The 22,992-nt window shown below is 73.2% G+C and carries 2 protein-coding genes; both read right to left on the reverse strand.

Features of this window, described 5'->3' with window-relative positions:
- Positions 1-24: 24 nt before the first annotated feature.
- Positions 25-2,166 carry an AMP-binding protein gene (locus BJ964_RS38345; protein ID WP_188125232.1) on the reverse strand — a complete coding sequence of 714 codons (2,142 nt, stop codon included), beginning with the start codon at positions 2,164-2,166 and terminating at the stop codon, positions 25-27.
- Entirely contained in the window at positions 2,163-22,967 is a 20,805-nt protein-coding gene (locus BJ964_RS38350; protein WP_188125233.1) for a non-ribosomal peptide synthase/polyketide synthase, read from the reverse strand. Before BJ964_RS38350 ends, BJ964_RS38345 begins: the two co-directional genes overlap by 4 nt.
- Positions 22,968-22,992 lie beyond the last annotated feature (25 nt).

Below are 22,992 nucleotides of genomic sequence, written 5' to 3' on the forward strand. Positions count from 1 at the left end.
TCTATCACATGAGGTAAGGCTTACCTAACGTCCGATCGACGCGGAGGTGGCCACCACAGTGGATTCGGTCGGCCCGTAGGTGTTGAAGAGCTGGACATTCGGGGCAATCTGCTGCCATGCCGCGACCCGGTCCGGCAGCGCCGCCTCACCCCCGATGATCACCGTGCGTACCGAATCCGGGACCCTGATGTCCTGAGTGGTGAGGGCGTGCACCAGTTCGTGCCAGAACGCGGTCGGCAGGTCGAGCACGGTGAGTCGCAGCTCGCCGCACGCCCGCAGGAACGTCTCGGCCGAGGCGTGCATCTCGGGCTCGCGCAGCACCAGCGTCCCACCGGTCGAGAGAGTGCCGAAGATCTCCTCCACACTGGCGTCGAAGTGGAGGGCCGCGAACTGGAGCACCCGGTCACGGTCGGTGAATCCGTACCGACAGGTGGCGGCCGCTACGAAATGCGACAGCGCCCCGCGGCTGATCTCCACGCCATTCGGCCGGCCGGTCGACCCGGAGGTGTAGATCACGTACGCGAGCGCGTCCTCCGGCACGTTCCGGCGGACCACCGCCTTCCCGCCGGCGACCTCCTCCATGATCAAGAGCGGTCGCGCGTCCGCCAGCACATCCGTGTTGCGTCCCGCCGGACCGTCCGGGTCGATCGGCAGATACGCCGCACCGGCCAGCAGCACGCCCAGGATCGCGACGACGGCGTCCGGCTCACGCCGCATCCGCACCGCGACCAGGCTGTCCGCTTCCACCCCGCGATGGGCCAGGTCGGCGGCGACGGCGCCGGCTCTCGCCCACAATTCGGCGTACGTGTAGCGCGTCCCGCCCTGCTCGACCGCCACCGCGTCCGGCGTCGCCTCCACCTGCCGGGCGATCCGGTCCAGAACCGGTGTGGCGTCGCGATCCCGCCACACCGGACGGCGCGGCACGACCGCCGGGCCCAGCCGTAGCCGGCCCAGCGGCGTCTCCGGCTCGGCGAGCAGGCGCAGCAGCCGGTCCAGATGACCGGCCAGGCCGGACTCCGTGTACCGGGCCGGGTTGCCGTCCACCTCCAGGCTCATCCCGGTGCCGTCGCCGAAGTCGCGGATGCCCAGCGCCAGGTCCTCGACCGGCCCGGCCGAGATGTTGTGCATGGTGCCGGCCGCGGTGCCGAAGCGCAGGTCGTTGTCGAACGGCATGGCGTTGACCACCGGCCCGAACAGCCGCCGGTCGCTGCCGACCAGCCCCAGGTCACGCCGCATCTGCTCGTGCCGGTAGCGGTGGTGCGGCCGGGACCGTCTGATCTCGGCGGCGATCTGCCGGGCCAGGCCGGGCAGCGTCTGGTCGGGGCGGACCGGCACCCGCAGCGGCACGATGTTCATCACGATCGCCGGGACCCGCAGCAGCGGAGTGCCGAGGCGGCCCATCACCGGCAGGCCGAGGACGGCCTCCGTCGTACCGGTCATCCGGTGCAGGTAGGCCGCGGTGGCCGCGGCGAACAGCTCCGGCCAGCCGACGCCGAGGCCCTTCAACTCGGCGGCCCGCTCGGGGCCGATCCGGGTGACCGCCCGGACCGTGTGGTCGGCGACCGGCGCCGGGGCGGCCAGCGCGGCCGGCTCCGGCATCCCGTCCAGGTAACCGCGCCAGAACTCCCGGTCGGCCGGGTGCTTCGGGGAGACGAGATAGGCGTCGGCCACCTCGAGAACGGTCACGAACGGGCGGAACGGCCGCCCCTCCCCCATCGTGTACAGGTCGGCGACCCGGCGGGCCAGCATCGAGAACGCGAACCCGTCGATGGCGATGTGGTGGATCCGCTGGTGCCACAGCCACGTCCGCGGGCCGACCTGGAACAGCGCCTGCGCGAACAGCGGGCCCTCGGCCAGGTCCACCGAGGTACGGACGTCCGCCCGCATCCAGGCGAGCGCCTCGTCCTCGCCGCACTCGCGGACCGGGAACGGGAACGGCCGCGGGTCGATCACCTGCCACGGGCCGGCGTCGTCGGAGCCGTACCGGGTGTGCAGCGACTCCGCCTCGCCGACCGCCTGCCGGACGGCCGCCTCGAATCGCGCCACGTCGAGCGGGCCCTCGATCCGCACGTAGTCGGCGGTGTTGTAGACCGGGCTGGCCGGGTCGAGCTGCTGGGCGTACCAGAGCGGGGACTGGGCCGGGGACAGCCGCAGGTGTTCGGTCATCGGTGGTTCTCCCAGGTGTTCGCCAGCTCCGGGCCGATCAGCGCGAGCGCGGCCGGGTCGGTCATCTCGTCGTGGGTGCAGGGCACGGGCACCGCCCGTACCGTCGCGGCGTGCGCCTCCCAGGCGTCCGCCCGGAATGCGTCGTCGGTCTCCTCGTTCGCCGCCGTGAACAGCAGCAACTCGCCGTCGAAGAAGCCCAGCGTGGCGCCGTTGACCTGCCCGCCTGCGGCCGCGAGGTTGGCCTCGATCGCCTCCAGCGCGGGCCGTCCGAGTCCGGCCAGGACCCCCGAGCCGCTGAGCGCGGCGAACGCCTCGTCGCGGTCCGCCGGCAAGGCGTCCAGGTCGGACAGGGCGAGCAGGAAGTCCAGGCCGTCGCCGGCCGCCGGGCCGGTCTCCCCGCCCTTTCCGGGGTACGCGTCGAGCAGGGCGAGGCGCACGTCCTGCCCGGCGCGGCGCAGCTCGGTGGCCATCAGGTGCGCCACCGTCCCGCCCAGCGAAAAGCCGGCCAGGTGGTACGGGCCCTGTGGCTGGATCTCGCGGATCAGCGCCAGATAGTCGGCGGCCATCTCCTCGGCGGTGGGCGTGTGCCCGGGTTCGGTCAGGCTGCGGGCCTGCAACGCGTAGACGGGCCGTCTCGTGTACCGGGCCAGACCGGCGAACGACCAGCCCAGCCCGGCGGCCGGGTGCACGCAGAACAGCGGCTCCCCCTCGCCGGTGGGTCGCAGCGGCAGCAGCGGGCGCAGCGCGGCCCCCGGTTCGGCGCCGGAGTCGATCAGCCGCGCGAGGGCGGCCGGGGTCGGGTTGGCGATGATGTCCGGCACCGTCACCACGCCCTGCATCGCCATCTGGACCCGCACCACCAGCAGCGAGTGCCCGCCCAGGTCGAAGAAGCCGTCCTGGACACCGACCTGTTCCAGGCCCAGCACCTCGGCGAACACGCCGCAGACCAGGCGTTCGGTGGCGGTGCGCGGCCGTCCGCTGCCGCCCACGGTGAACTCGGGCGCGGGCAGCGCCCTGCGGTCCAGCTTGGCGTTCGGGGTGAGCGGCAGCGCGTCCAGCTCGACCACGGCCGCCGGAACCATGTGCTCCGGCAGGGTGGCGGCGAGCCGTTCGCGCAGGTCATCGGCCGGGTGGTCGAGGACCACGTAGCCGACGAGCCGTTTGATGCCGTGGTCGGTGCGCAGGATCACGGCCGCCTGGCGTACCTCCGGCTGCTCTGCGAGGGCCGCCTCGATCTCGCCGAGTTCGACCCGGAAGCCGCGCAACTGGATCTGGTCGTCGGAACGGCCGAAGAAGTCGATGTTCCCGTCTTCTCGCCAGGACACCACGTCGCCGGTGCGGTACATCCGCTGACCGGGCTCCCACGGGTTCGCGATGAACCGTTCCGCCGTCAGGGCCGGGCGTCCCGCGTACCCCCGGGCCAGACCGGGACCACCCAGATAGAGCTCGCCCTGGACGCCCACCGGGACCGGCCGCAGGGCCTTGTCCAGGATGTACGCGGTCGTCCCCGGGTCGGGGACGCCGATCGGCACGCGGGCGCCGTCCCAGCCGCGCCGGTACTCCCACAGGGTGGAGTTGACGGTCGCCTCGGTCGGCCCGTAGGCGTCGATGAACCGCATCCGCTCACCCCACCGCCTGGCCAGTTCCGGGGTGACCGCCTCGGTTCCGCACAGCAGCACGGCCCCGGCGGGCAGTTCGGCGTCCGGCGGCAGCGCGCCGAGCACCGCGGGCGGCAACGCGATGTGGGTGGCCCCGTTCGACGCGATGTAGTCGGTGAGCGCCTTGTCCGCCACCCGCCGCGCGGACGGCACGATGATCGACCGAGCGCCGGTGAGCAGGCCCATCGCCAGCTCGAAGAACGCCAGGTCGAAGCTGATCGACGCGAACTGGAGCACCCTCGAGTTCTCGTCCACGCCGAACGACTCGCGTGCGGTGGCGAGCAGTGCGGCCACGCCCTCGTGGGTGACGACGACGCCCTTCGGCAGGCCGGTCGACCCGGACGTGTAGATCACGTACGCCGGATTCCGCGGATCCACGTGGATGTCGAGCGGGCTGTCGTCGGTCTCGTCGAGGTCGTCCATGAGCAGCGTCTCGACGCCGGGCAGCGCCGCCGCGGTGGCCCGGGTGGCCAGGCCGACGACCGGGCAGCCGTCGTCGAGCATGTGCGCGATCCGGGCGGCCGGGTAGGCCGGGTCGATCGGCAGGTACGCGGCGCCCGCCTTGGCGACGGCCAGCACCGCGACCGCCATCTCGACGTCACGGGGCAGGGCCAGCGCCACGGTCCGCTCCGGGCCGGCGCCGTGGCCGCGCAGCACCCGGGCCAGCCGGTTGGAGGCGGCGTCCAGTTCGGCGTAGGTGAGCCGCCGGTCCTCGCAGACCACGGCGATCTCGTCCGGCCGCTGGTGGGCGGCGAACAGTTCGGCGACCGTCCGCGGCTCGTAGCCGCCGGCCCGGCCGGTGAACCCGGCCAGGTCGGCCGACTCGGCGACGGTGAGCAGCGACAACCGGCCGATCGGGGTGGCGGTGGCGTCCGGGACCGCACGGAACAGGGCGTGCAGCCGCTCGCCGAGCACCGCCACCTCGGCCGCGGTGAACACGTCGGCCCGGTACCGCAGTTGCAGCACCAGACGGTCGCCCGGGTTCACGGCCAGGGCCAGCGGATAGTGGGTGGTGTCCTCGTCGACGACCCCGGTGATCCGCAGCCCGGCGAACGTCTGCCGCGCCTTCTCGGCGTCGAACGGGTAGTTCTCGAACACGGCGAGGGTGTCGAACAGCTCCCCCGATCCGGCGATCCGCTGGATTTCGGCCAGGCCGAGATGCTGGTGGTCGAGAAGCCGGGACTGTTCCCGCTGGACCGTGTCCAGATAGTCGCCGACCGTGCGGTCCGGGTGCAGGCGCACGCGTACCGGAACGGTGTTGATGAACAGGCCGATCATGTCCTCGACGCCGGGCAGACCACCCGGGCGACCGGACACGGTGGTGCCGAATACCACGTCGTCCTGACCGGTGAGCTGGCCGAGCAGCAGCGCCCACATGCCCTGGACCACGGTGTTCAGGGTGAGCCCGCGGGTCCGGGCCCAGCCCGTCAGGGCCGCGGTCAGCTCCTCCGGCAGCGTCACCTCGTGCTGCTCCTGCACGGTCGGCGCGGGCGGCGTGTCCGGGGCGACCCGGGTGGGCCGGTCCAGGCCTTCCAGTGCGTCGGCCCAGGCCGCGTGCGCCGCCGCCGGGTCCTGCCCGGCCAGCCACGTCAAATACTCCCGGTACGGGGTGACCGCGGCCGGGCGCTGTCCGGCGTACCGGGCGAACAGGTCGCCGACCAGCAGCGGTGTGGACCATCCGTCGAGCAGGATGTGGTGGTTGGAGATCAGCAGGCGGCTGCGTCCCGGGCCCCGCCGCAGCAGGGTGAACCGGAACAGTGGCGGCGCGGCCAGGTCGAACGGCGCGCGGTCCTCCTCGGCCGCCCGGTCGCAGTCGGTATCCGTGGGTGCGTCGAGTTCCCGCCACGCGGGCTCCGGGTCGGCCGGGATCACAGCGAGCAGGCCGTGCTCGCCCTGGAGGAAGCCGGCGGCCAGGTTGGGGTGGGCCCGCAGCAGATCGCGGGCGGCCGTGCGCAGTCGCGCCCCGTCGACCTCGCCCTCCAGGTCGAAGGCGAGCTGCACGGTGTAGACGTCGGCGCCCAGCTCGGCGTGGTAGGCGAGGCCCTCCTGCAACGGCGAGGCGGGCAGCAGGTCGGCGAACCCGGGGTAGCCGGCTTCGAGGCGGTCGATCTCCGCCTGGCCCGTTCTGACCAGCGGGAAGTCGGACGGGGTGTGGCCGTGTTCGCCGCCCAGCCTTTGCAGCGCCGTGAACCAGGCGTCGGCGTAGGCGGCGACCTGCTCCTCGGTGAGCACGCCGTCCGGCCAGGACCAGTCGGCGACCAGTTCGGTGCCGTCCGGGGACGCCTCCGCGTTGATCTCGATGACGTGGGTGGCCGGCATGTCGGCGTCGGCGCCGCCGTCGCCCTGGCTGCCGTCGGTGGCGGCCACGGCCCGGCCCAGGTAGTTGAAGGCGATCTGCGGCTGGGCGGTGCCGGCCAGTTCGCCGTCCAGGTAGCGGAGCAGCCCGTAGCCGATACCCGAGCCGGGGACGGCCCGCAGTTCCTCCTTGACCCGCTTGACCGAGCCGCCGGCGGAGATGCGGACCGGGTGGACGCTGGTGAACCAGCCGACCGTACGGGAGGTGTCCAGGCCCAGGTCCTCGCGGCCGTGGGTCTCCCGGTCGACCAGGATCGACGGGCGGCCGAACGCCTCGGCCAGGGCGGTCAGCAGCACGTCGTCCACGTTGCCGTGCACCGCGGCCGGGATCGTGGTGAGCAGCGGCGCCGCCCCGGTCAGTGTCCGGCGCAGGTGACGCATGGTGGCCGTGGTGTCCTGGGGCCCGAGTGGGCGTACGCCCAATGGGGTGTTGTCACCGGCGAGAACGCGCCGCCACGCTCCGATCTCGCCCCGCCGGCTCGCGGCCTCCGCGGACAGACGGCGCGACCAGCGGCGGAACGACGTCGGGGCGGGCTCCAGACGCCGGCCGGCCTGGGCGGCCGCAAGGTCCGGCAGCAGGATCCGCCACGACACCGCGTCCACGACCAGGTGGTGGGCGACCAGCAGCAGGCGGCCGTCGCCGTGGACGGCACGCAGCATGATCCCGGCGGCCGGGTCCAGTTCCGCCTGGGCGCGGCGGGCGTCGGCGGCCCAGTCGCCCGTCCCGTCGCTGAGCACGTCCTCGGCCTTCGTCGCGCCCGGCGGCGGCACGATCAGGCGGGTGCCGTCGGTGCGGGCGCGCAGCAGGTCGTGCGTGTCCAGGACACTTTGCAGGGCGGGCGCCAGGTTCTGGCCCTCGCAGGAGACCATCACCGCCTGGCTGAAACCGCGCGTGCCCGCGCCCAGCTCGTGCAGCCAGTGCATGATCGGCGTGAACGGCACCTCGCCGAACGCCTCGGCGCGCGGCTCGGCGTCGTCACGGACCGCGCCGGCCACCGCGGCCAGCCCGGCCGGGGTGCGGTGGTCGAACACCTGCCGCGGGGTGATCGCCAGCCCGGCCGCGCGGGCCCGGCTGACCAGCTGGATCGACGAGATGCTGTCGCCGCCCAGGTCGAAGAACGCGTCGTCGGCGCCGACCGACTCCAGGCCGAGGAGCTGGGCGAACAGGTCGCACAGGATCCGCTCGGCTGCGGTCGTGGGTTTCTTCCGGTTGGCGAGAACCACATCGGGCACCGGCAGCGCGGCCCGGTCGACCTTGCCGCTGACCGTCAGCGGCAGCTCGTCGAGGCGGACGATCACCGCCGGAACCATGTAGTCGGGCAGCGTGGCGGCGAGCCGTTCACGTACGCCGGCGGCCTCGCCCGTCACGTAGCCGATCAGGCGGCGGGCACCCTCGGCGCGAACCACCACGACCGCCTGGTCCACGCCGGGCAGCGCGGCCAGGGCGGCCTCCACCTCGCCCAGCTCGATCCGGTAGCCACGGATCTTCACCTGGTCGTCGGTCCGGCCCAGCAGTCTGAGGTTGCCCTCCGGCTCCCACATGGCCAGATCGCCGGTACGGTACATCCGCTCGCCGGTCTGCCACGGGTCGGCGACGAACCGTTCGGCGGTGCGGGCCGGGTTCAGGTAGCCACGGGCCAGACCGGCGCCGGCCAGGTACAGCTCGCCCGGCACGCCCGGCGGGACCGGCCGCAGCGCGCCGTCCAGGATGTACGTGCGGGTGCCGCCGATCGGCCGGGACAGGCCGGTCGACTGCCAGTGCCAGGCGTCGACGGTGTACTCGGTGGGGCCGTACAGGTTGTTGACGGTCAGGCCGTCGATCGCGGTCAGCCGCCGCCACAGGGAGTCCGGGACGGCCTCGCCGCCGACCGACACCACACTCGGGCGGTGCCGGCCCTCGCCCAGCAGGCCCGCGGTGAGCAGCTGGCCCAGGTGGGCCGGGGTGAAGTCGAGGTAGCCGATCCGGTGCGTGTCCACGTAGGCCGCCATCGACTCGGGGTCGCGGTAGACGTCGTCGGTGAGCACATGCAGCTCGTGGCCGGCGAACAGCCACAGGATCGGGTCCCAGGCCGCGTCGAACGAGAACGAGGTGGTGTGGGCGATCGCCAGTCGCTGTTCGGTGAACACGCCCGCGCGGTGCGAGGCGAGCAGGTTGGCGATGGCGGCGTGCGTGACCGCCACACCCTTCGGGCGGCCGGTGGAGCCGGAGGTGAAGATGGCGTACGCGGTCTGGCGCGGGTCGATACGGGTCGTCAGCGGGCCCCCGTCGTAGCCGTCCAGGTCGGGCAGCCCGTCTTCGTCCAGGACCACGACCGGGCGGGTGTCGTCCAGCATGAGCGCGACCCGGTCGGCCGGATAGGTGGTGTCGATCGGCAGGGCGGCCGCGCCCGACTTGAGCACGGCCAGCAGGCCGATCACGTAGGACTCGTCGCGGGGCAGCCGCAGACCCACGTACGTCTCCGCCCCGGCGCCCTGGGCGATCAGCCACCTCGCCAGCCGGTTCGACGCCGCGTCGAGCTGCGCGAACGTCAATCGCGTCTGCCCCGCGACGAGTGCGGCCACGTCCGGGTTCTCGGCCACCGTGGTGGCGAAAACGGTCGGCAGCAGCGGTTTCTCGCCGACCTCCTGGCCGGTCACGGGCGCCGCCGCACCCGGGTTGGGCACTCGGCCGACCAACTGGTCCGCTTCGGTCGCGAAGGCGGTGAGCAGCTGGGCGAGCCGCTCCCCCACCTCGGTGACCCGCTCGGCCGTGAAGCAGTCCGGGCGGTATTCCAGGTGCAGTTCCAGGGTTTCGGCGGGAATCACCGAGAGGCTCAGCGGGTAGTGGGTGGCGTCGCTGCCGCCCACGCCGGTGATGGTGAGGCCGTCGGCGTCGCGGGCCGCCTCGTCCGGGTCGAACGGGTAGTTCTCGAACACGGCCAGGGTGTCGAAGAGCTCGCCCGCGCCGGCCAGCCGCTGGATCTCGGTGAGGCCGACATGATGGTGGGCGGTGAGAGCGGCCTGCTCGGCCTGGATGCGGGTGAGCAGCTGGGCGAGGGTCTCGCCCGGGTGCAGGCGCACCCGTACCGGGACGGTGTTGATGAACAGGCCGATCATCCGCTCGACGCCGTCCACCTCCGGCGGGCGGCCGGAGACGGTCGCGCCGAAGATGACGTCGTCGCGGCCGGTGAGCCCGGCCAGCAGCATGGCCCAGGCGCCCTGTACGACGGTGTTCATGGTGACGCCGAGGGCGCGGGCCGCGGCGTCGAGCGCCACGTCCAGTCCGACGGTGATCTCGGCCGGGTGGATCGGCTCGCGGTGCCCGGCGGCGGCCGCGAGACACGGTTCGGCGCCGTCCAGCGCCAGCTGCCACGCCTGGCGGGATACTTGCGGGTCCTGCTCGTTCAACCAGGACAGATACCGCCGGAACGGCGCGACCGTCGGCAGGTCGCCACCCTGGTAGGCGGCCATCAGCTCCCCGATGAACAGCGGCGTCGACCATCCGTCCAGCAGCAGGTGATGGCTGGTGATGGTGAGCCGCCGCCCGGCCGCCGTCACGGCGTCGCCGGTGCCGGCGCTTCCGGCCACTGCCGCCGGCGTGGAACCGCGGGTGCCGGCGCTTCCGGCCATTGCCGCCGGCGCGGCAGCGTTGGTGCCGCCGCTTTCGGACAGGCTGGCGTGGATCAGCGGGGCGGTGGCCAGATCGAAGCGGTCCGGGACGGTGTCCGACCACGGCACCGTGGCGGTTCGCGGGACGACGGCGACGACCGAGCCGGAGGCCGTGCGATGCACGGCGATCCGCAGGTTCTCGTGGCGGGCCAGGACGGTGTCGAGGGCGGCGCGCAGCCGGTCCTCGTCGAGCGGGCCGGAAAGGTCGATGGTCAGCTCGGTGACGTAGACGTCCGGGCCGGAGTCGTCGAGCAGGGTGTGGAAGACCATGCCCTGCTGGAGCGGCGACAGCGGGAGTACGTCGGCGAGATCCGGGTGGGCGGCCTCGATTTCGTCGATCTCGGCCTGGGTGAGGCTCACCAGCGGCAGGTCGGAGGGGGTTCGGCCACCTCGTTCGACGGCCGCCAGCTCACGCAGGGCGTCCTTCCAGCGCTCGGCCAGGTCGGCGACCGCGGCCTCGGTCAAAACCCCATCGGGCCAGGTCAGCACGGCGACGAGGTCGCCGTCGCGGATGTCGGCGTTCACTTCGAGGGGGTACGCCACGGGCAGCTCCCGCGCGCCGCCCCGCAACCGGGAGGACTCCGGCGCGGGCGACCACGGCTCGCCGGTGTTCGACCCGGCCCGCCCGAGGTAGTTGAAGCAGATCGGCCCGGTGCTGCCGCCGTCGAAACCGACACCCCGATCCGGTACGGCCCGCAGCTGCTCCTTGATCCGCTTCAGCGATGCGGCGGCGTCCCCACTGCCCGGGTCGAGCAGAACCGGGTAGAGGCTGGTGAACCAGCCGACCGTCCGGGCCGTGTCGGCGTGTGGAAGATCCGCGCGGCCGTGGCTCTCCAGATCCACCACGGACACGGTGTCGTCGCCGTAGCCATACGCCCGCCGCCAACCGGGCAACGCCCGGGCAAGCCCGGTGAGCAGCACATCCTCCGGGTTGCCGTGGAACGCCACCGGCACCACCGACAGCAGCGGCTCCGCCGGAACACGGATCTCCAGCCGCCGCAGCGTGGCGGTGGTGTCCACAGCCGGGTCGAGCGGGCGGTCGCCGATCGGGGCCGCGGCGGCCGCCGCGGCCGCCCACAGGCGGGCCTCGGCCTTGCCACCCCCATCCCCGGGACGGCGGTCGGGCCCGACGGAAGAACCCTCGTCGTGGCCGGCCAGAACACCACCACGACGAGCCGGGGCCCGGCCATCACCGCCGGCCGGGGCATCGCCACTACCGCCGACCGGGGCATCGCCATTCCTGCCGGCCGGTGAGAGGGCCTTGTTGCGGGTCTGGAGGAGGGTGGTCCAGCGGCGGAAGGAGGTGCCGGCCGGGGTGACCGGATGGCCCTCGCAGGCTGCGGCCAGGTCGGGGAGCAGGATGCGCCAGGACACCTCGTCGACGACCAGGTGGTGGATGACCAGAAGCAGGCGGTCGCCTTCATTCAGCCGTAGGCGGACGGCCTCGAACATGCGGCCGGCGGCCGGGTCGAGGCGCTGCTGGGCGGCCGTCAACTCGGTGGCCACATCGGCACCGCCCACCCGGAACGGGACAGCGGCACCGGGCGGGGGCACCGACAGGTCCCAGCCATCAGTGAGGCCGGCGCGCAACAGGTCGTGTGCGTCGTAGACCGCCTGGAGGGCCGACCGCAAGGTGTCGTCGGGCAGGCCGTCGGGCAGGTGGACCAGGATCTCCTGGCTGTAGGCGGTGGCCAGAGCGACGTCGCCGCCGGTCAGGTCGCGCAGCCACCGGATGATCGGGGTGGCCGGAATCCTGCCGTAGGCCGCGTCGCGTGGCTCAGCCCGGTCGGCGGTGACCGGGACGGCGACGGCGGCGAGCGCCTCGACCGTACGTTCCTCGAAGACCTGTCGCGGGGTGAGCATGAGCCCGGCCGCGCGGGCCCGGCTGACCAGCTGGATCGACGAGATGCTGTCGCCGCCGAGGTCGAAGAAGCTGTCGCTCATCCCGGCGGGCACCCCGAGCACCTCGCCGACCAGGGTCTGGATCAGGCGTTCGGCGTCGGTGTACGGCGAACGGGACGCGCTGACCGGCTGCGCCGGGGCGGGCAGGGCACGACGGTCCACCTTGCCGGACGGGGTGAGCGGGAACGCGTCGAGGGTGACGGTCGCGGACGGGACCATGTAGTCGGGCAGCCGGTCGCGCAGCAGGTCCACATCGGCGGATCCGACGACGTAGCCGACGAGTCGCCGTACCCCGGGATGGTCTTCGCGAACCATGGCGACCGCCTGGATCACGCCAGGTAGGGCGGCCAGTGCCGCCTCGACCTCGCCCAGCTCGATCCGGTAGCCACGGATCTTGACCTGGTCGTCGGCGCGGCCGAGCAGTTCGAACCGGCCGTCGGTGAAGCGGGCCAGGTCGCCGGTGCGGTACATGCGGCCGGAGCCGTACGGGTCGGCGACGAAGCGCTCGGCGGTCAGGCCGGGCCGGTTGAGGTAGCCGCGGGCCAGACCGGGACCGGTCAGGTACAGCTCGCCGGTCACACCGGGCAGCACCGGGCGCAGCGCGGCGTCGAGAACCCGCACGGTGGTCCCGGCGATGGGCGTGCCACCGTCGGCGGTCCACTGGTACGCGTCGACCGTGTACTCCGTCGGCCCGTACAGGTTGACGGCCCGAACACCGGCGTCGAGCAGCGTCCGCCACAGACCCGGCGGCACCGCCTCGCCACCGACCGACACCACGGACGGCACGTGGCCGGGCCCGGTGAGCAGGCCCCGGTCGACGAGTTGTTCCAGGTAGGCGGGGGTGAAGTCGATCCCGTCGATCCGGTGTTCACGCAGGTGGGCGAGGAACACGTCGGGGTCGGCGTAGTCGTCGAGGACGTGCAGCTCGTGCCCGGCGAGCATCCACAGGATCGGGTCCCAGGAGGCGTCGAACCCGAACGACGCGGTGTGCGTGACCCGAAGTCGGCCGGCCGACGGGAAAAGGTCACGGCGGTGCCCGGCGAGAAGGTTCGCGATGGAGCCGTGGCTGACGACGACGCCCTTCGGCGTACCGGTGGATCCCGAGGTGTAGATGATGTAGGCCGCCTGGCCGGATTCCAGCGAAACCGGCGGTGGCGTTGCCGCGCCGCCGGACGGCAGCGCGTCGAGGGTGACCACCGGCCGCGCGTCGGCGAGCATGAGCGCCACCCGGTCGGCCGGGTAGGCGGCGTCGATCGGCAGCGCGGTCGCACCGGCTTTGAGCACGCCGAACAGGGCGACGATCGCGTCCGCGCCGCGCGGCAGCCGCAGCGCCACCACGGTCTCCGGCCCGGCGCCCAGTGCGAGCAGCGTGTTGGCGACCCGGTTGGATGCGGCGTCGAGTTCGGCGAAGGTGAGCGTCCGGTCCGGCCCGACGACGGCGGTGCCGGTGTGCTCGGCCAGACACGAGGTGATCGGCGTGAACGGCCGCGCGCCGGCCGGCGAGGGCGGCAACGCGGCAACCGGCAAGGACGGCAACGCAGCGGCCGGCGAGGACGGCGGCACAGCAGCCGGCGAGGACGGCGGCACAGCAGCCTGCGAAGACGGCAACGCGGCGACCGGCGTGAGCGGTTGCGCGGGGTGGCCGTGCTGGGCCGAGTCGGCGGTGACGACGCTGGTCGCGGCGACCAGCCGCCCGGTGTCCGCACCGATCGTGCCGAGAAGGGCGGCGAGCCGCCCGGCGATGTCTCCGGCTTCGTCACGGGAGAAGCAGTCCGGCCGGTAGTCGAGGTGCACCTGAAGCCCGTCACCCGGGGTGACGGTGACGTTCAGCGGATAGTGGGTGGCGTCGCGCCCGGCGACAGCGCCGATGGTCAGCCCGGCGACGGTCTCGGCGGCCTTCTCCGGGTCGTACGGGTAGTTCTCGAACACGGCGAGCGTGTCGAACAGGTCCCCCTCCCCGGCGAGACGCTGGACCTCGGCGAGGCTGAGGTGCTGGTGGTCGAGCAGAACCGCCTGCTCGCCCTGAACCCGCCGCAACAGCTGGCCGAGCGTCTCGGCCGGATCGATCCGGATCCGCACGGGCACGGTGTTGATGAACAGCCCGACCATCGTCTCGACACCGGGCACCTCGGCGGGCCGCCCGGACACCGTGGCCCCGAACACCACGTCGCTACTGCCGGTGAGCTGCCCGACCAGAAGAGCCCAGGCGCCCTGGACAACGGTGTTGAGGGTGACGCCGAGCCGCCGGGCCGCGGCCGACAGCCGCTCCCCGTCGACCGAAACCGTGACGGTACCGGGCAGAATCGCCACGCGAGCGTTCGCCGGCCCGGACACGAGGGTGGGGGTGACGTCCTCGAGCGCGGCCCGCCACGCCTGCCGCGAGGCCTCCCGGTCGGTGCCGGAAAGCCATCGCAGATAGTCGCGGTACTGCGGGGCGGCGGGCAGACTCCGCCCCCGGTACAGGTCGAACAGCTCGCCGAGCAGCACCGGCGTGGACCACCCGTCGAGCAGCACGTGGTGGTTGCTGAACAGCAGCCGGTGCCGGTCCACACCCTGCCGCAGCAGCGCGAACCGGGCCAGCGGCGCCCGGGTGATGTCGAACTTGCGGCCTCGGTCGCGTTCCTCGAAGCGAGCGTCGAAGTCGGCCTCCAGCCACGGCACGTCCACGGTGGCCGGAATCGCGGCGACCGCCCGCCCGTCGCCAGTCCGCCCGAACCAGGCCCGCAGATTGGCGTGCCGCACGAACAGCGTGTCCACGGCCCGCCGCAGCGCCGCCACATCCAACGGCCCGGCCAGATCGATGGCGAGCTGGCTCAGATAGACATCGGGCGCGTCCGCGTCGAACTCGGAGTGGAAGAGCATGCCCTCCTGCAACGGCGACAGCGGGCACACGTCGACCAGCCCACCACCGAGGGCATCCAGATCACCCTGGGTGACGTCGGCGGTCACGTCGGACGGCGTCAGCCCACCCTCGGTGAGCTGTGCGATTTCGGTCAGCTCGGCGAACCACGCCTCGGCCAGCGCCCGCACGTCGGCCTTGGCGAGAACACCACCGGCCCACGTCCAGGTCGCCCGCAGCTCACCACCCACGGTCGCGGCGTTCACCTCGACGGCGTGCGGCAACGGCATGTCCGGCGACCCACCGGCGGCGGCACGCTCCGGCGCCACCCCGAAATCGACGTCCTCCGGCGCCGGCATCCGCCCCAGATAGTTGAAACCGATCTGCGGAGCGGGCACATCGGCAAGCTCACCCGAGAGCCACCGCAGAGGCCCGAACCCGATACCGTTCTCTGGTACGGCGCGAAGCTGCTCTTTCACGGATTTCAGACTCGTGGCCGCGTCCCCACCGGCGGAGAGCCGGACCGGGTAGACCGTCGTGAACCAGCCCACGGTCGCGTCGAGCCCGTCCACCTCGCGGCCGTGACCCTCCAGGTCGATCAGTGCGTCCGCACTCCCCCGCCACCCCTGCACGGCCCGGGTGAGCCCGGTGAGCAGCACGTCGTTGGCCCCGGCGTGGAAGGCGGCGGCCACCGTGCCGAGCAGCGGCCCGGTCACCGCGGCGGGCAGTGTGAGGGTGAGCTCGCGGGAGGTGACGGTGGTGTCCAGCCCCGGGTCCAGCGGCCGTGATCCGAGCAGTGGCTCGTCCCCGGCCGGCACCGACCGCCAGTACGGCAGCTCGGCCGACCGGTCCCCGTCTGCCTGGGCCTGCGCGAACCTCCGGAACGAGGTCCCCGACCGCAGCAGCGTGGTCCCCGCGCAGGCGGCCCGCAGGTCGTCCAGGATGATCCGCCAGGAGACACCGTCCACGACCAGGTGATGGATCACCAGAATCAGGCGACCGGGCTCGTCCCCCTGGTCGAGGTGGACGGCCTGCACCATGCGACCGGCCCCCGGGTCGAGCCGGGCGATCGCGGCCGCCGACTCGACATCGACCAGCCCTTGCCACACCGGCTCGAACCGGCCGCCCGGCTCCGCGCCGGCCCGGCCACGCGGCGCAACCCCCAAGCCGTCAACCGACTCCGCGCCGGCCCGGCCATGCGGCGTAACCCCCGAGCCGTCAACCGACTCCGCGCCGGCCCGGCCACGCGGCGTAACCCCCGAGCCGTCAACCGACATCGCCTCGGCCCGGCCACGCGGTGCCGCGCCGGACCGGCCGGCCGGCGGTTCGGTGGCGGTCGGCACCAGCGGAACGGCCCGGAACCAGTTGGTGGGCAGGCTCTCCGGGACGGTCAGGGTGTCGCCGTCGAGGCGGGCGCGGAGCAGGTCGTGGCGGCGCAGCACGGCGGTGAGGGCCGCTTCGAGATCGGCGCCGGCGGGCACCCGCAGCACCACCGACTGGTGGTACCCGGCGGTGACCGGCCCGAGCGACGCCAGCCACGCCGACATCGGGGTGGCCGGGATCTCGCCGAGCGCGTCCGCGGCCGTCTCCACCGGGGCGCCGTCCAGTTCGCGTGCCACCGCGGCCAGCGCGCGGGGCGTCTGGTGGGTGAACACGTCGCGCGGGGTGACCACGAGACCGGCGGCGCGGGCCCGGCTGACCAGCTGGATCGACGAGATGCTGTCGCCGCCCAGGTCGAAGAACCCGTCCGTGACACCGATCCCGGGCACCCCGAGGACCTCGGCGAACAGGCGTGCGAGGGTGGCCTCGGCGGCGCTGGCGGCGGCCGCGTTCTCGACGGCCAGGTCCGGGGCGGGCAGCGCGTTCCGGTCCAGCTTGTCGTTGGCGGTACGCGGCAGCGCGTCCAGCACCACGACGGCGACCGGGACCATGTAGTCAGGCAGGCGCGAGGCCGCGTACGTCTTCACCGTGGCCGGATCGGCGCCGCCCACCACGTACGCGACAAGCTGTTTGCCACGCTCCTCGCGCATGACGACCGCGGCCTGGACCACGGCGGGGTGTTCGAGCAGCACCGCCTCGATCTCGGCGGGCTCGATCCGGAAGCCGCGGATCTTCACCTGGTCGTCGGCGCGGCCCAGGATGCGCAGCACCCCGTCGGAGCCGAAGCGGGCCAGGTCGCCGGTGCGGTACATGCGGCCGCCGCTGTACGGGTCGGCCACGAACCGGGTGGCGGTGAGCGCCGGGTCGCCGAGGTAGCCGCGGGCCACCGAGGCGCCGCCGACGTACAGCTCGCCGGTGACCCCGGCCGGAACCGGGCGCAGGGCGGCGTCGAGGACGTAGACGGCGCTGCCCGCGGTGGCGGCCGCGCCGGTGTTCCACCAGACGTAACCGTCCACGGTGGTCTCGGTGGGCCCGTACTGGTTGATGGCGAGAAGGCCGGGCTGCGCCAGCAGACGGTCCCAGAGGGTGGCCGGGACGGCCTCGCCGCCGACCGTGACGATGCCCGGGTGGTGGTCGCCGTCGAACAGCCCCTCCGCGACGAGCTGGGCCAGGTAGGACGGGGTGAAGTCGAGGTAGTCGACGCGTTCGGCGCGCAGCAGGGCGAGCAGCGCCTCCGGGTCGCGGTAGGTGTCGCCGTCGACGACGTGCAGGGTGTTGCCGCCGGCCATCCACAGGATCGGGTCCCAGGAGGAGTCGAACGTGAACGGCGCGGTGTGGGCGATCCGCAGCCCGTCGGCCGGGAAGAGGCGGGTGGCGTGCGAGGTGTACAGGGCGCCGAGGCTGCCGTGGGTGGCGACGACGCCCTTCGGGGTGCCGGTCGACCCGGACGTGAAGATCACGTACGCGGCCGTTTCCGGGTGGGGGTACGGCATCGCGTCGACCGGTCCGTCGAGGGCGGGCAGCGCGTCCAGGACCAGCAGCGGTTTCGCGGCGGCGGTCATGGCGGCGATCCGCGTCTGCGGGTAGGACGGGTCCAGTTGCAGCGACGCCGCCCCGGACCGCAGCACGCCGAGCAGCGCCACGACCGCGTCCACGCCGCGTGGCAGGCGCAGCCCGATGACCTTCTCCGGGCCGGCCCCCTGCCGGCGCAGCCAGGTCGCGAGCCTCTCCACGGCCACGTCCAGCTCGGCGAAGGAGAGAGCCCGTTCACCATCGGTGACAGCGGTCCGGTCCGGGGTGCGGCGGGCCTGCGCGGCCAGCACCTCGGGAACGGTGACGGCCGCGACCGGCGCCGCCGCGACCGGCCGCTCGGCAGGCGCGAGGATGTCGAGGTCGCCGATGGGCTGGTCAGGTGCCGCGACGGCGGCCGCGAGCAGCCGTGTGAACCGGTCGGCCAGCTGCGCCACGGTGGCCGGATCGAACAGGTCGGTGCGGTACTCGAGGTAGCCGGCCAGACCGTCCACGCCGGGGGTCTCGGCGACGCTGACGGTCAGGTCGAACTTGGCGATCTCCGGTTCGGTGTAGGCGATCTCGACAGTCAGGCCGGGCAGCACCGGGGCCTGCTGCATGCCGTTCTGGTAGGAGAGCATCACCTGGAACAGCGGGCTGTAGGCGGCCGACCGGCGCGGGTTGACCGCCTCCACGACCCGGTCGAACGGCAGGTCCGCGTGGTCGTACGCGGCCAGGTCGACGGCCCGGACCCGGCCGAGCAGCTCGCGGAAGCCGGGGTTTCCGCTGGTGTCGGTGCGCAGCACGAGGGTGTTGACGAAGAACCCGACGAGCCGGTCCAGGGCGGCGTCGGCGCGCCCGGCGACCGGTACGCCGATCGGCAGGTCGGTGCCGGCGCCGAGCCGGGTGAGCAGCGCGCCGAGGCCGGCCTGGAGCACCATGAACAGGCTGGTGCCGGTGCTGTTGGCCAGATCCCGCAGCTCGCGGTGCAGGTCGCCCGGGATGGTGAAGCCGTGCAGGCGGCCGGCATTCGACGCGACGGCCGGGCGGGGCCGGTCGGTGGGCAGTTCGAGGACCTCGGGCAGGCCGTCGAGCGCCGACGTCCAGTAGTCGGCCTGCTCCGCGCCGACCGCGTCGAGCAGTTCGGTGTGCCAGAGCGTGTAGTCGGCGTACTGCACCGGCAGCGGGGTGAAGGCCGGCGCGATCCCGGCGGTGCGGGCGGTATAGGCCACGGCCAGGTCGGAGCAGAGCGGTTCGAGCGACCACTCGTCACCGGCGACGTGGTGCAGCAGCAGGAGCAGCCGGTGCTCGTCCGGCCCGTCGGTGATCAGCGCGGCCCGCAGCGGCGGCTCCGCGTCCAGCCGGAACGGCGTGTTCACCGCCGCGTCGCACTCCCCGGGGCTCAGTACCGGCAGCGTGACCGGAACCGGGTCGAGAATCTCCTGGTACGCCTCCCCGTCCTCGGTGCGCAACACGGTCCGCAGCGTCTCGTGGCGCACGGTCAGGTCGGTGATCGCGGCGGCCAGCGCCCGCACGTCGACCGGTCCGGACAGCTTGAGCACCAGCGGCAGGTGGTAGGTGGCGCTCGGCCCGTCCAGTCGGTCCAGGAACCACAGGCGCTGCTGAGCCGAGGAGAGGGAAAGACGCTCCGGGCGTACCCCCGAAAGGAGCTGGGGACGCCGCGGACCCGCGGCCGTCAGGCGCAGAGCGAGGCCGGCGGGCGTCGGGGCTTCGAAAACGGACCGCAGCGGCACCTCGGCGCCGAGTTCGAGGCGGATCCGGCTGACCATGCGGGTGGCGAGAAGCGAGTGGCCGCCGAGGGCGAAGAAGTCGTCGTCGGCGCCGACCGTGTCCAGGCCGAGCAGGTCGGCGAAGATCGTGCAGAGGGTGCGTTCCTGTGGGGTCTCCGGGGCGCGGCCGGTCGCGGTGATCGCCGGGGCGGGCAGGGCGCGGCGGTCGAGTTTGCCGTTCGGCGACAGCGGCAGCGCGTCGAGCCGGACGGTCACGGCCGGGACCATGTAGGCGGGCAGGGTGCGGCGCAGCGGTTCCAGGTCGACCGGGTCGACCGTGTAGCCGATCAGCATGTCGTTGCGGACCGCGACGGCGGCCGGGCCGCCGGACGCGGCGATCAGGGCGGCCTCGATCTCGCCCAGCTCGATCCGGAAGCCGCGCAGTTTGATCTGGTCGTCGGTGCGGCCCAGGTATTCGACGGCGCCGTCGGCACGCCAGCGGGCCCGGTCGCCGGTGCGGTACATGCGGCCCGCACCGAACGGGTTGGCGACGAACCGTTCGGCGGTGAGCCCGGCCCTGCCGAGATAGCCGTGGGCCAACTGGATTCCGGCCAGATACAGCTCACCGGGGACGCCCGGCGGGACCGGCTTGAGGTGGCGATCCAGCACATATAGGCGGGTGTTCCAGACCGGGCGGCCGATCGGTACGACCTGGTCGCCGGGCGCGCACGGCCAGTGGGTGACGTCGACGGCGGCCTCGGTGGGGCCGTACAGGTTGTGCAGCTTGGCGGCTGGGAGCAGGGCGAGGCATTCTTGCGCCAGGGCAGCGGGCAGGGCCTCACCGGACGTGACAATCCGCCGTAGTCCGGTGCACGTCTCCGCACCGGGCGAAGCGAGGAACGCCTGGAGCATCGACGGCACGAAGTGGACCGTGGTGATCTGCTCGTCGCGGATCAGGGCGGCCAGGTAGGCGGGGTCGCGGTGGCCGTCGGGGCGGGCCACGACGAGATGCGCACCGGCCAAAAACGGCCAGAAGAACTCCCAGACGGAGACGTCGAAGCCGGCCGGGGTCTTCTGGAGGACGCGCTCGCCCTCCTTGAGCCCGTATTCGTGCTGCATCCACAGAAGGCGGTTGACGATGGCGACGTGTGGGACGAGCACGCCCTTCGGCCGGCCGGTCGATCCTGAGGTGTAGATGAGGTAGGCGGGGTCCTCCGGTTTCACCTCTGGAAGATCAACTTGCGCCTCGGGAAGATCGGTTTCGGTCAAAATAACCGCGGGATCGGCGTCGGCCAGCATGAACGCGATCCGGTCCGCCGGCAGGTCGGGGTCGATCGGCAGATACGCGCCACCGGCCCGCTGCACCGCATGCAGGGCAACGACAAGATCAAAAGACCGGGGCATCTGTACGGCCACGATGCGCCCCTGAGCGCCACCGGCCACCAGGCTGCGGGCCAGGGCATCGACCCGCTCGCCGAACTCCCGGTAGGAGAGGGCCGAACCCTCGAAGGTGACGGCCGGCGCGTCCGGGGTCGCGGCGATCCGCTCAGCGACCAGACCGGGCAGGGTGGCCCGCACGATCGGCCGGTCCGTGTCGTTCCACCGGTGCAGGACGGCTTCCCGCTCCTGGGCCGTGAGCAGGTCGATCGCGCCGATCGGCCGGTCCGGCTCGGCCACCGCGGCGGCCAGCAGCCGGGTGAAGCGGTCCGCGAACGCCTCCATGGTGGCCCGGTCGAACAGCGCGGCCCGGAACTCCAGCCCGGCGTGCATCGGCTGCCCGGCGCCACCGTCGGCGACGCTCACCGTCAGATCGAACTTGGCATCCCCGGCCGGCGTGATCTCGATGGCCGCGTCCAATCCGGCCAGATCCAGGGTCTCGCCCAGCCCCGCCCGGTAGACCAGCAACGTCTGGAACAGCGGGTGATATGCCAGCGACCGCGCCGGATTCAGCCGCTCCACGAGCCGGTCGAACGGCAGGTCGGCGTGATCGAACGCGGACACGTCGGCCTGCCGCACCCGGTCGAGCAGCTCGGCGAACGTGGGATCGCCGGAGGTGTCGGTGCGCAGCGCGAGGGTGTTGACGAAGAAGCCGACCAGATCGTCGAGGGCGGTGTCGCCACGGCCGGCGACCGGGGTGCCGACCACGATGTCGGTGCCGGCGCCGAGCCGGGTGAGCAGGGCGGCCAGGCCCGCGTGCAGCACCATGAAGACGCTGCTGCCGGCGGCCGCGGCACGGACCCGGTCGGCCAGGCCGGCGGGCAGGTCGAAGCCGACGGTGGCGCCCTCGCCTCCGGCGACGGCCGGGCGGGGCCGGTCGGTGGGCAGGTCCATCACATCGCGCGCGCCGGCGAGGGTGTCGCGCCAGAACGCGATCTGGGTGGGTTCGGTTGCGGCGAGCAGCTCCCGCTGCCAGAGGGCATAGTCGGCGTACGAGACGGGCAGTTCCGTCCAGTCCGGGGCGTGACCGTCGCGGCGGGCCCGGTAGGCGGTGGCCAGATCGGCCATCAGCGGCTTCATCGACCACTCGTCGCCGGCGATGTGGTGCAGCAGCAGGACCAGGTCGTGGGTGGTGTCGTCGACCCGGCGCAGCGCGGCCCGCAGCGGCAGGTCGCGGGTCAGGTCGAACGGCTCGCGGATCGTCGCGGCCACGTCATCGGTCTGCCCCAGGACCGGCCGCTCGCCGAGAACGCGCTGGCAGGGGACGCCGTCTGGGCCGGCCGGGAAGACCGTGCGCAGCGTGGCGTGCCGGTCGGCGAGATCACCGATGGCGGCTTTCAGGGCGGGCACGTCCAGGTCGCCGGTGAGCCGGGCGACCAACGGCATGTGGTACGCGGTGGTGTCCTCGTCGAGGCGGCTCAGGAACCACAGGCGCTGCTGGGCGTACGACAGGGGCACGGTCTCCGGCAGGTCGCGGCGGGTCAGCGCGGGCCGCGTCGGGGCCTGCTCGGTGGAGGCGGCCGCCACACCGGCCGGGGTGGGCGCGGCGAACAGGTCGCGCAGGCTGATCTCCCGGCCCAGATCGGCGCGGAGCCGTCCGATCAGGCGGGTGGCGAGAAGCGAGTGGCCGCCGAGGGCGAAGAAGTCGTCGTCGGCGCCGACCGCGTCCAGGCCGAGGACGTCGGCGAACAAGGCGCACAGGCCGGTTTCCAGCGGGGTGGCCGGGGCACGGCCGGCGACCACCGGCATCTCGGCGACGGGCAGGGCCCGCTTGTCGACCTTGCCGTTCGGGGTGAGCGGCAGCCGGTCCAGCCGGACGATCACCGCCGGGACCAGGTAGTCGGGCAGGGTGGCGGCCAGTTCGGCGCGCAGCGCGGCCGGATCGACGTCACCCGCCACGTAACCGGCCAGGCGGACCACCGGGCCGGGCACCGCCAGGACGGCCGCGCCGGCCACACCGGGCAGCGCGGACAGGGCGGCCTCGATCTCGCCGAGCTCCACCCGGAAACCGCGGACCTTCACCTGCTGGTCGGCGCGGCCCACGTACTCGATCTCGCCGTCCGGGCGGACCTTGACCAGGTCGCCGGTCCGGTACATGCGGTCGCCGGGGTCGCCGTACGGGTCGGCCACGAACCGCTGGGCGGTCAGCGCCGGCCGCCCCCGGTAGCCACGTGCCAGCGACGGCCCGGTCAGGTACAGCTCGCCGACCACACCGGACGGCACGGGCTGGAGCCCGGCGTCGAGGACGTACGCGCCGGTGTGCTCCAACGGGGTGCCGATCGAGACGGTGGCGGAATCCCGGAGGTCGGGCATGGTGTGGCGCTCCCAGCGAATGACGAACAATTTAGGTGAGGCTAACCTATGTTGG

The organism is Actinoplanes lobatus, from assembly GCF_014205215.1.
GTDB classification, from domain to species: domain Bacteria; phylum Actinomycetota; class Actinomycetes; order Mycobacteriales; family Micromonosporaceae; genus Actinoplanes; species Actinoplanes lobatus.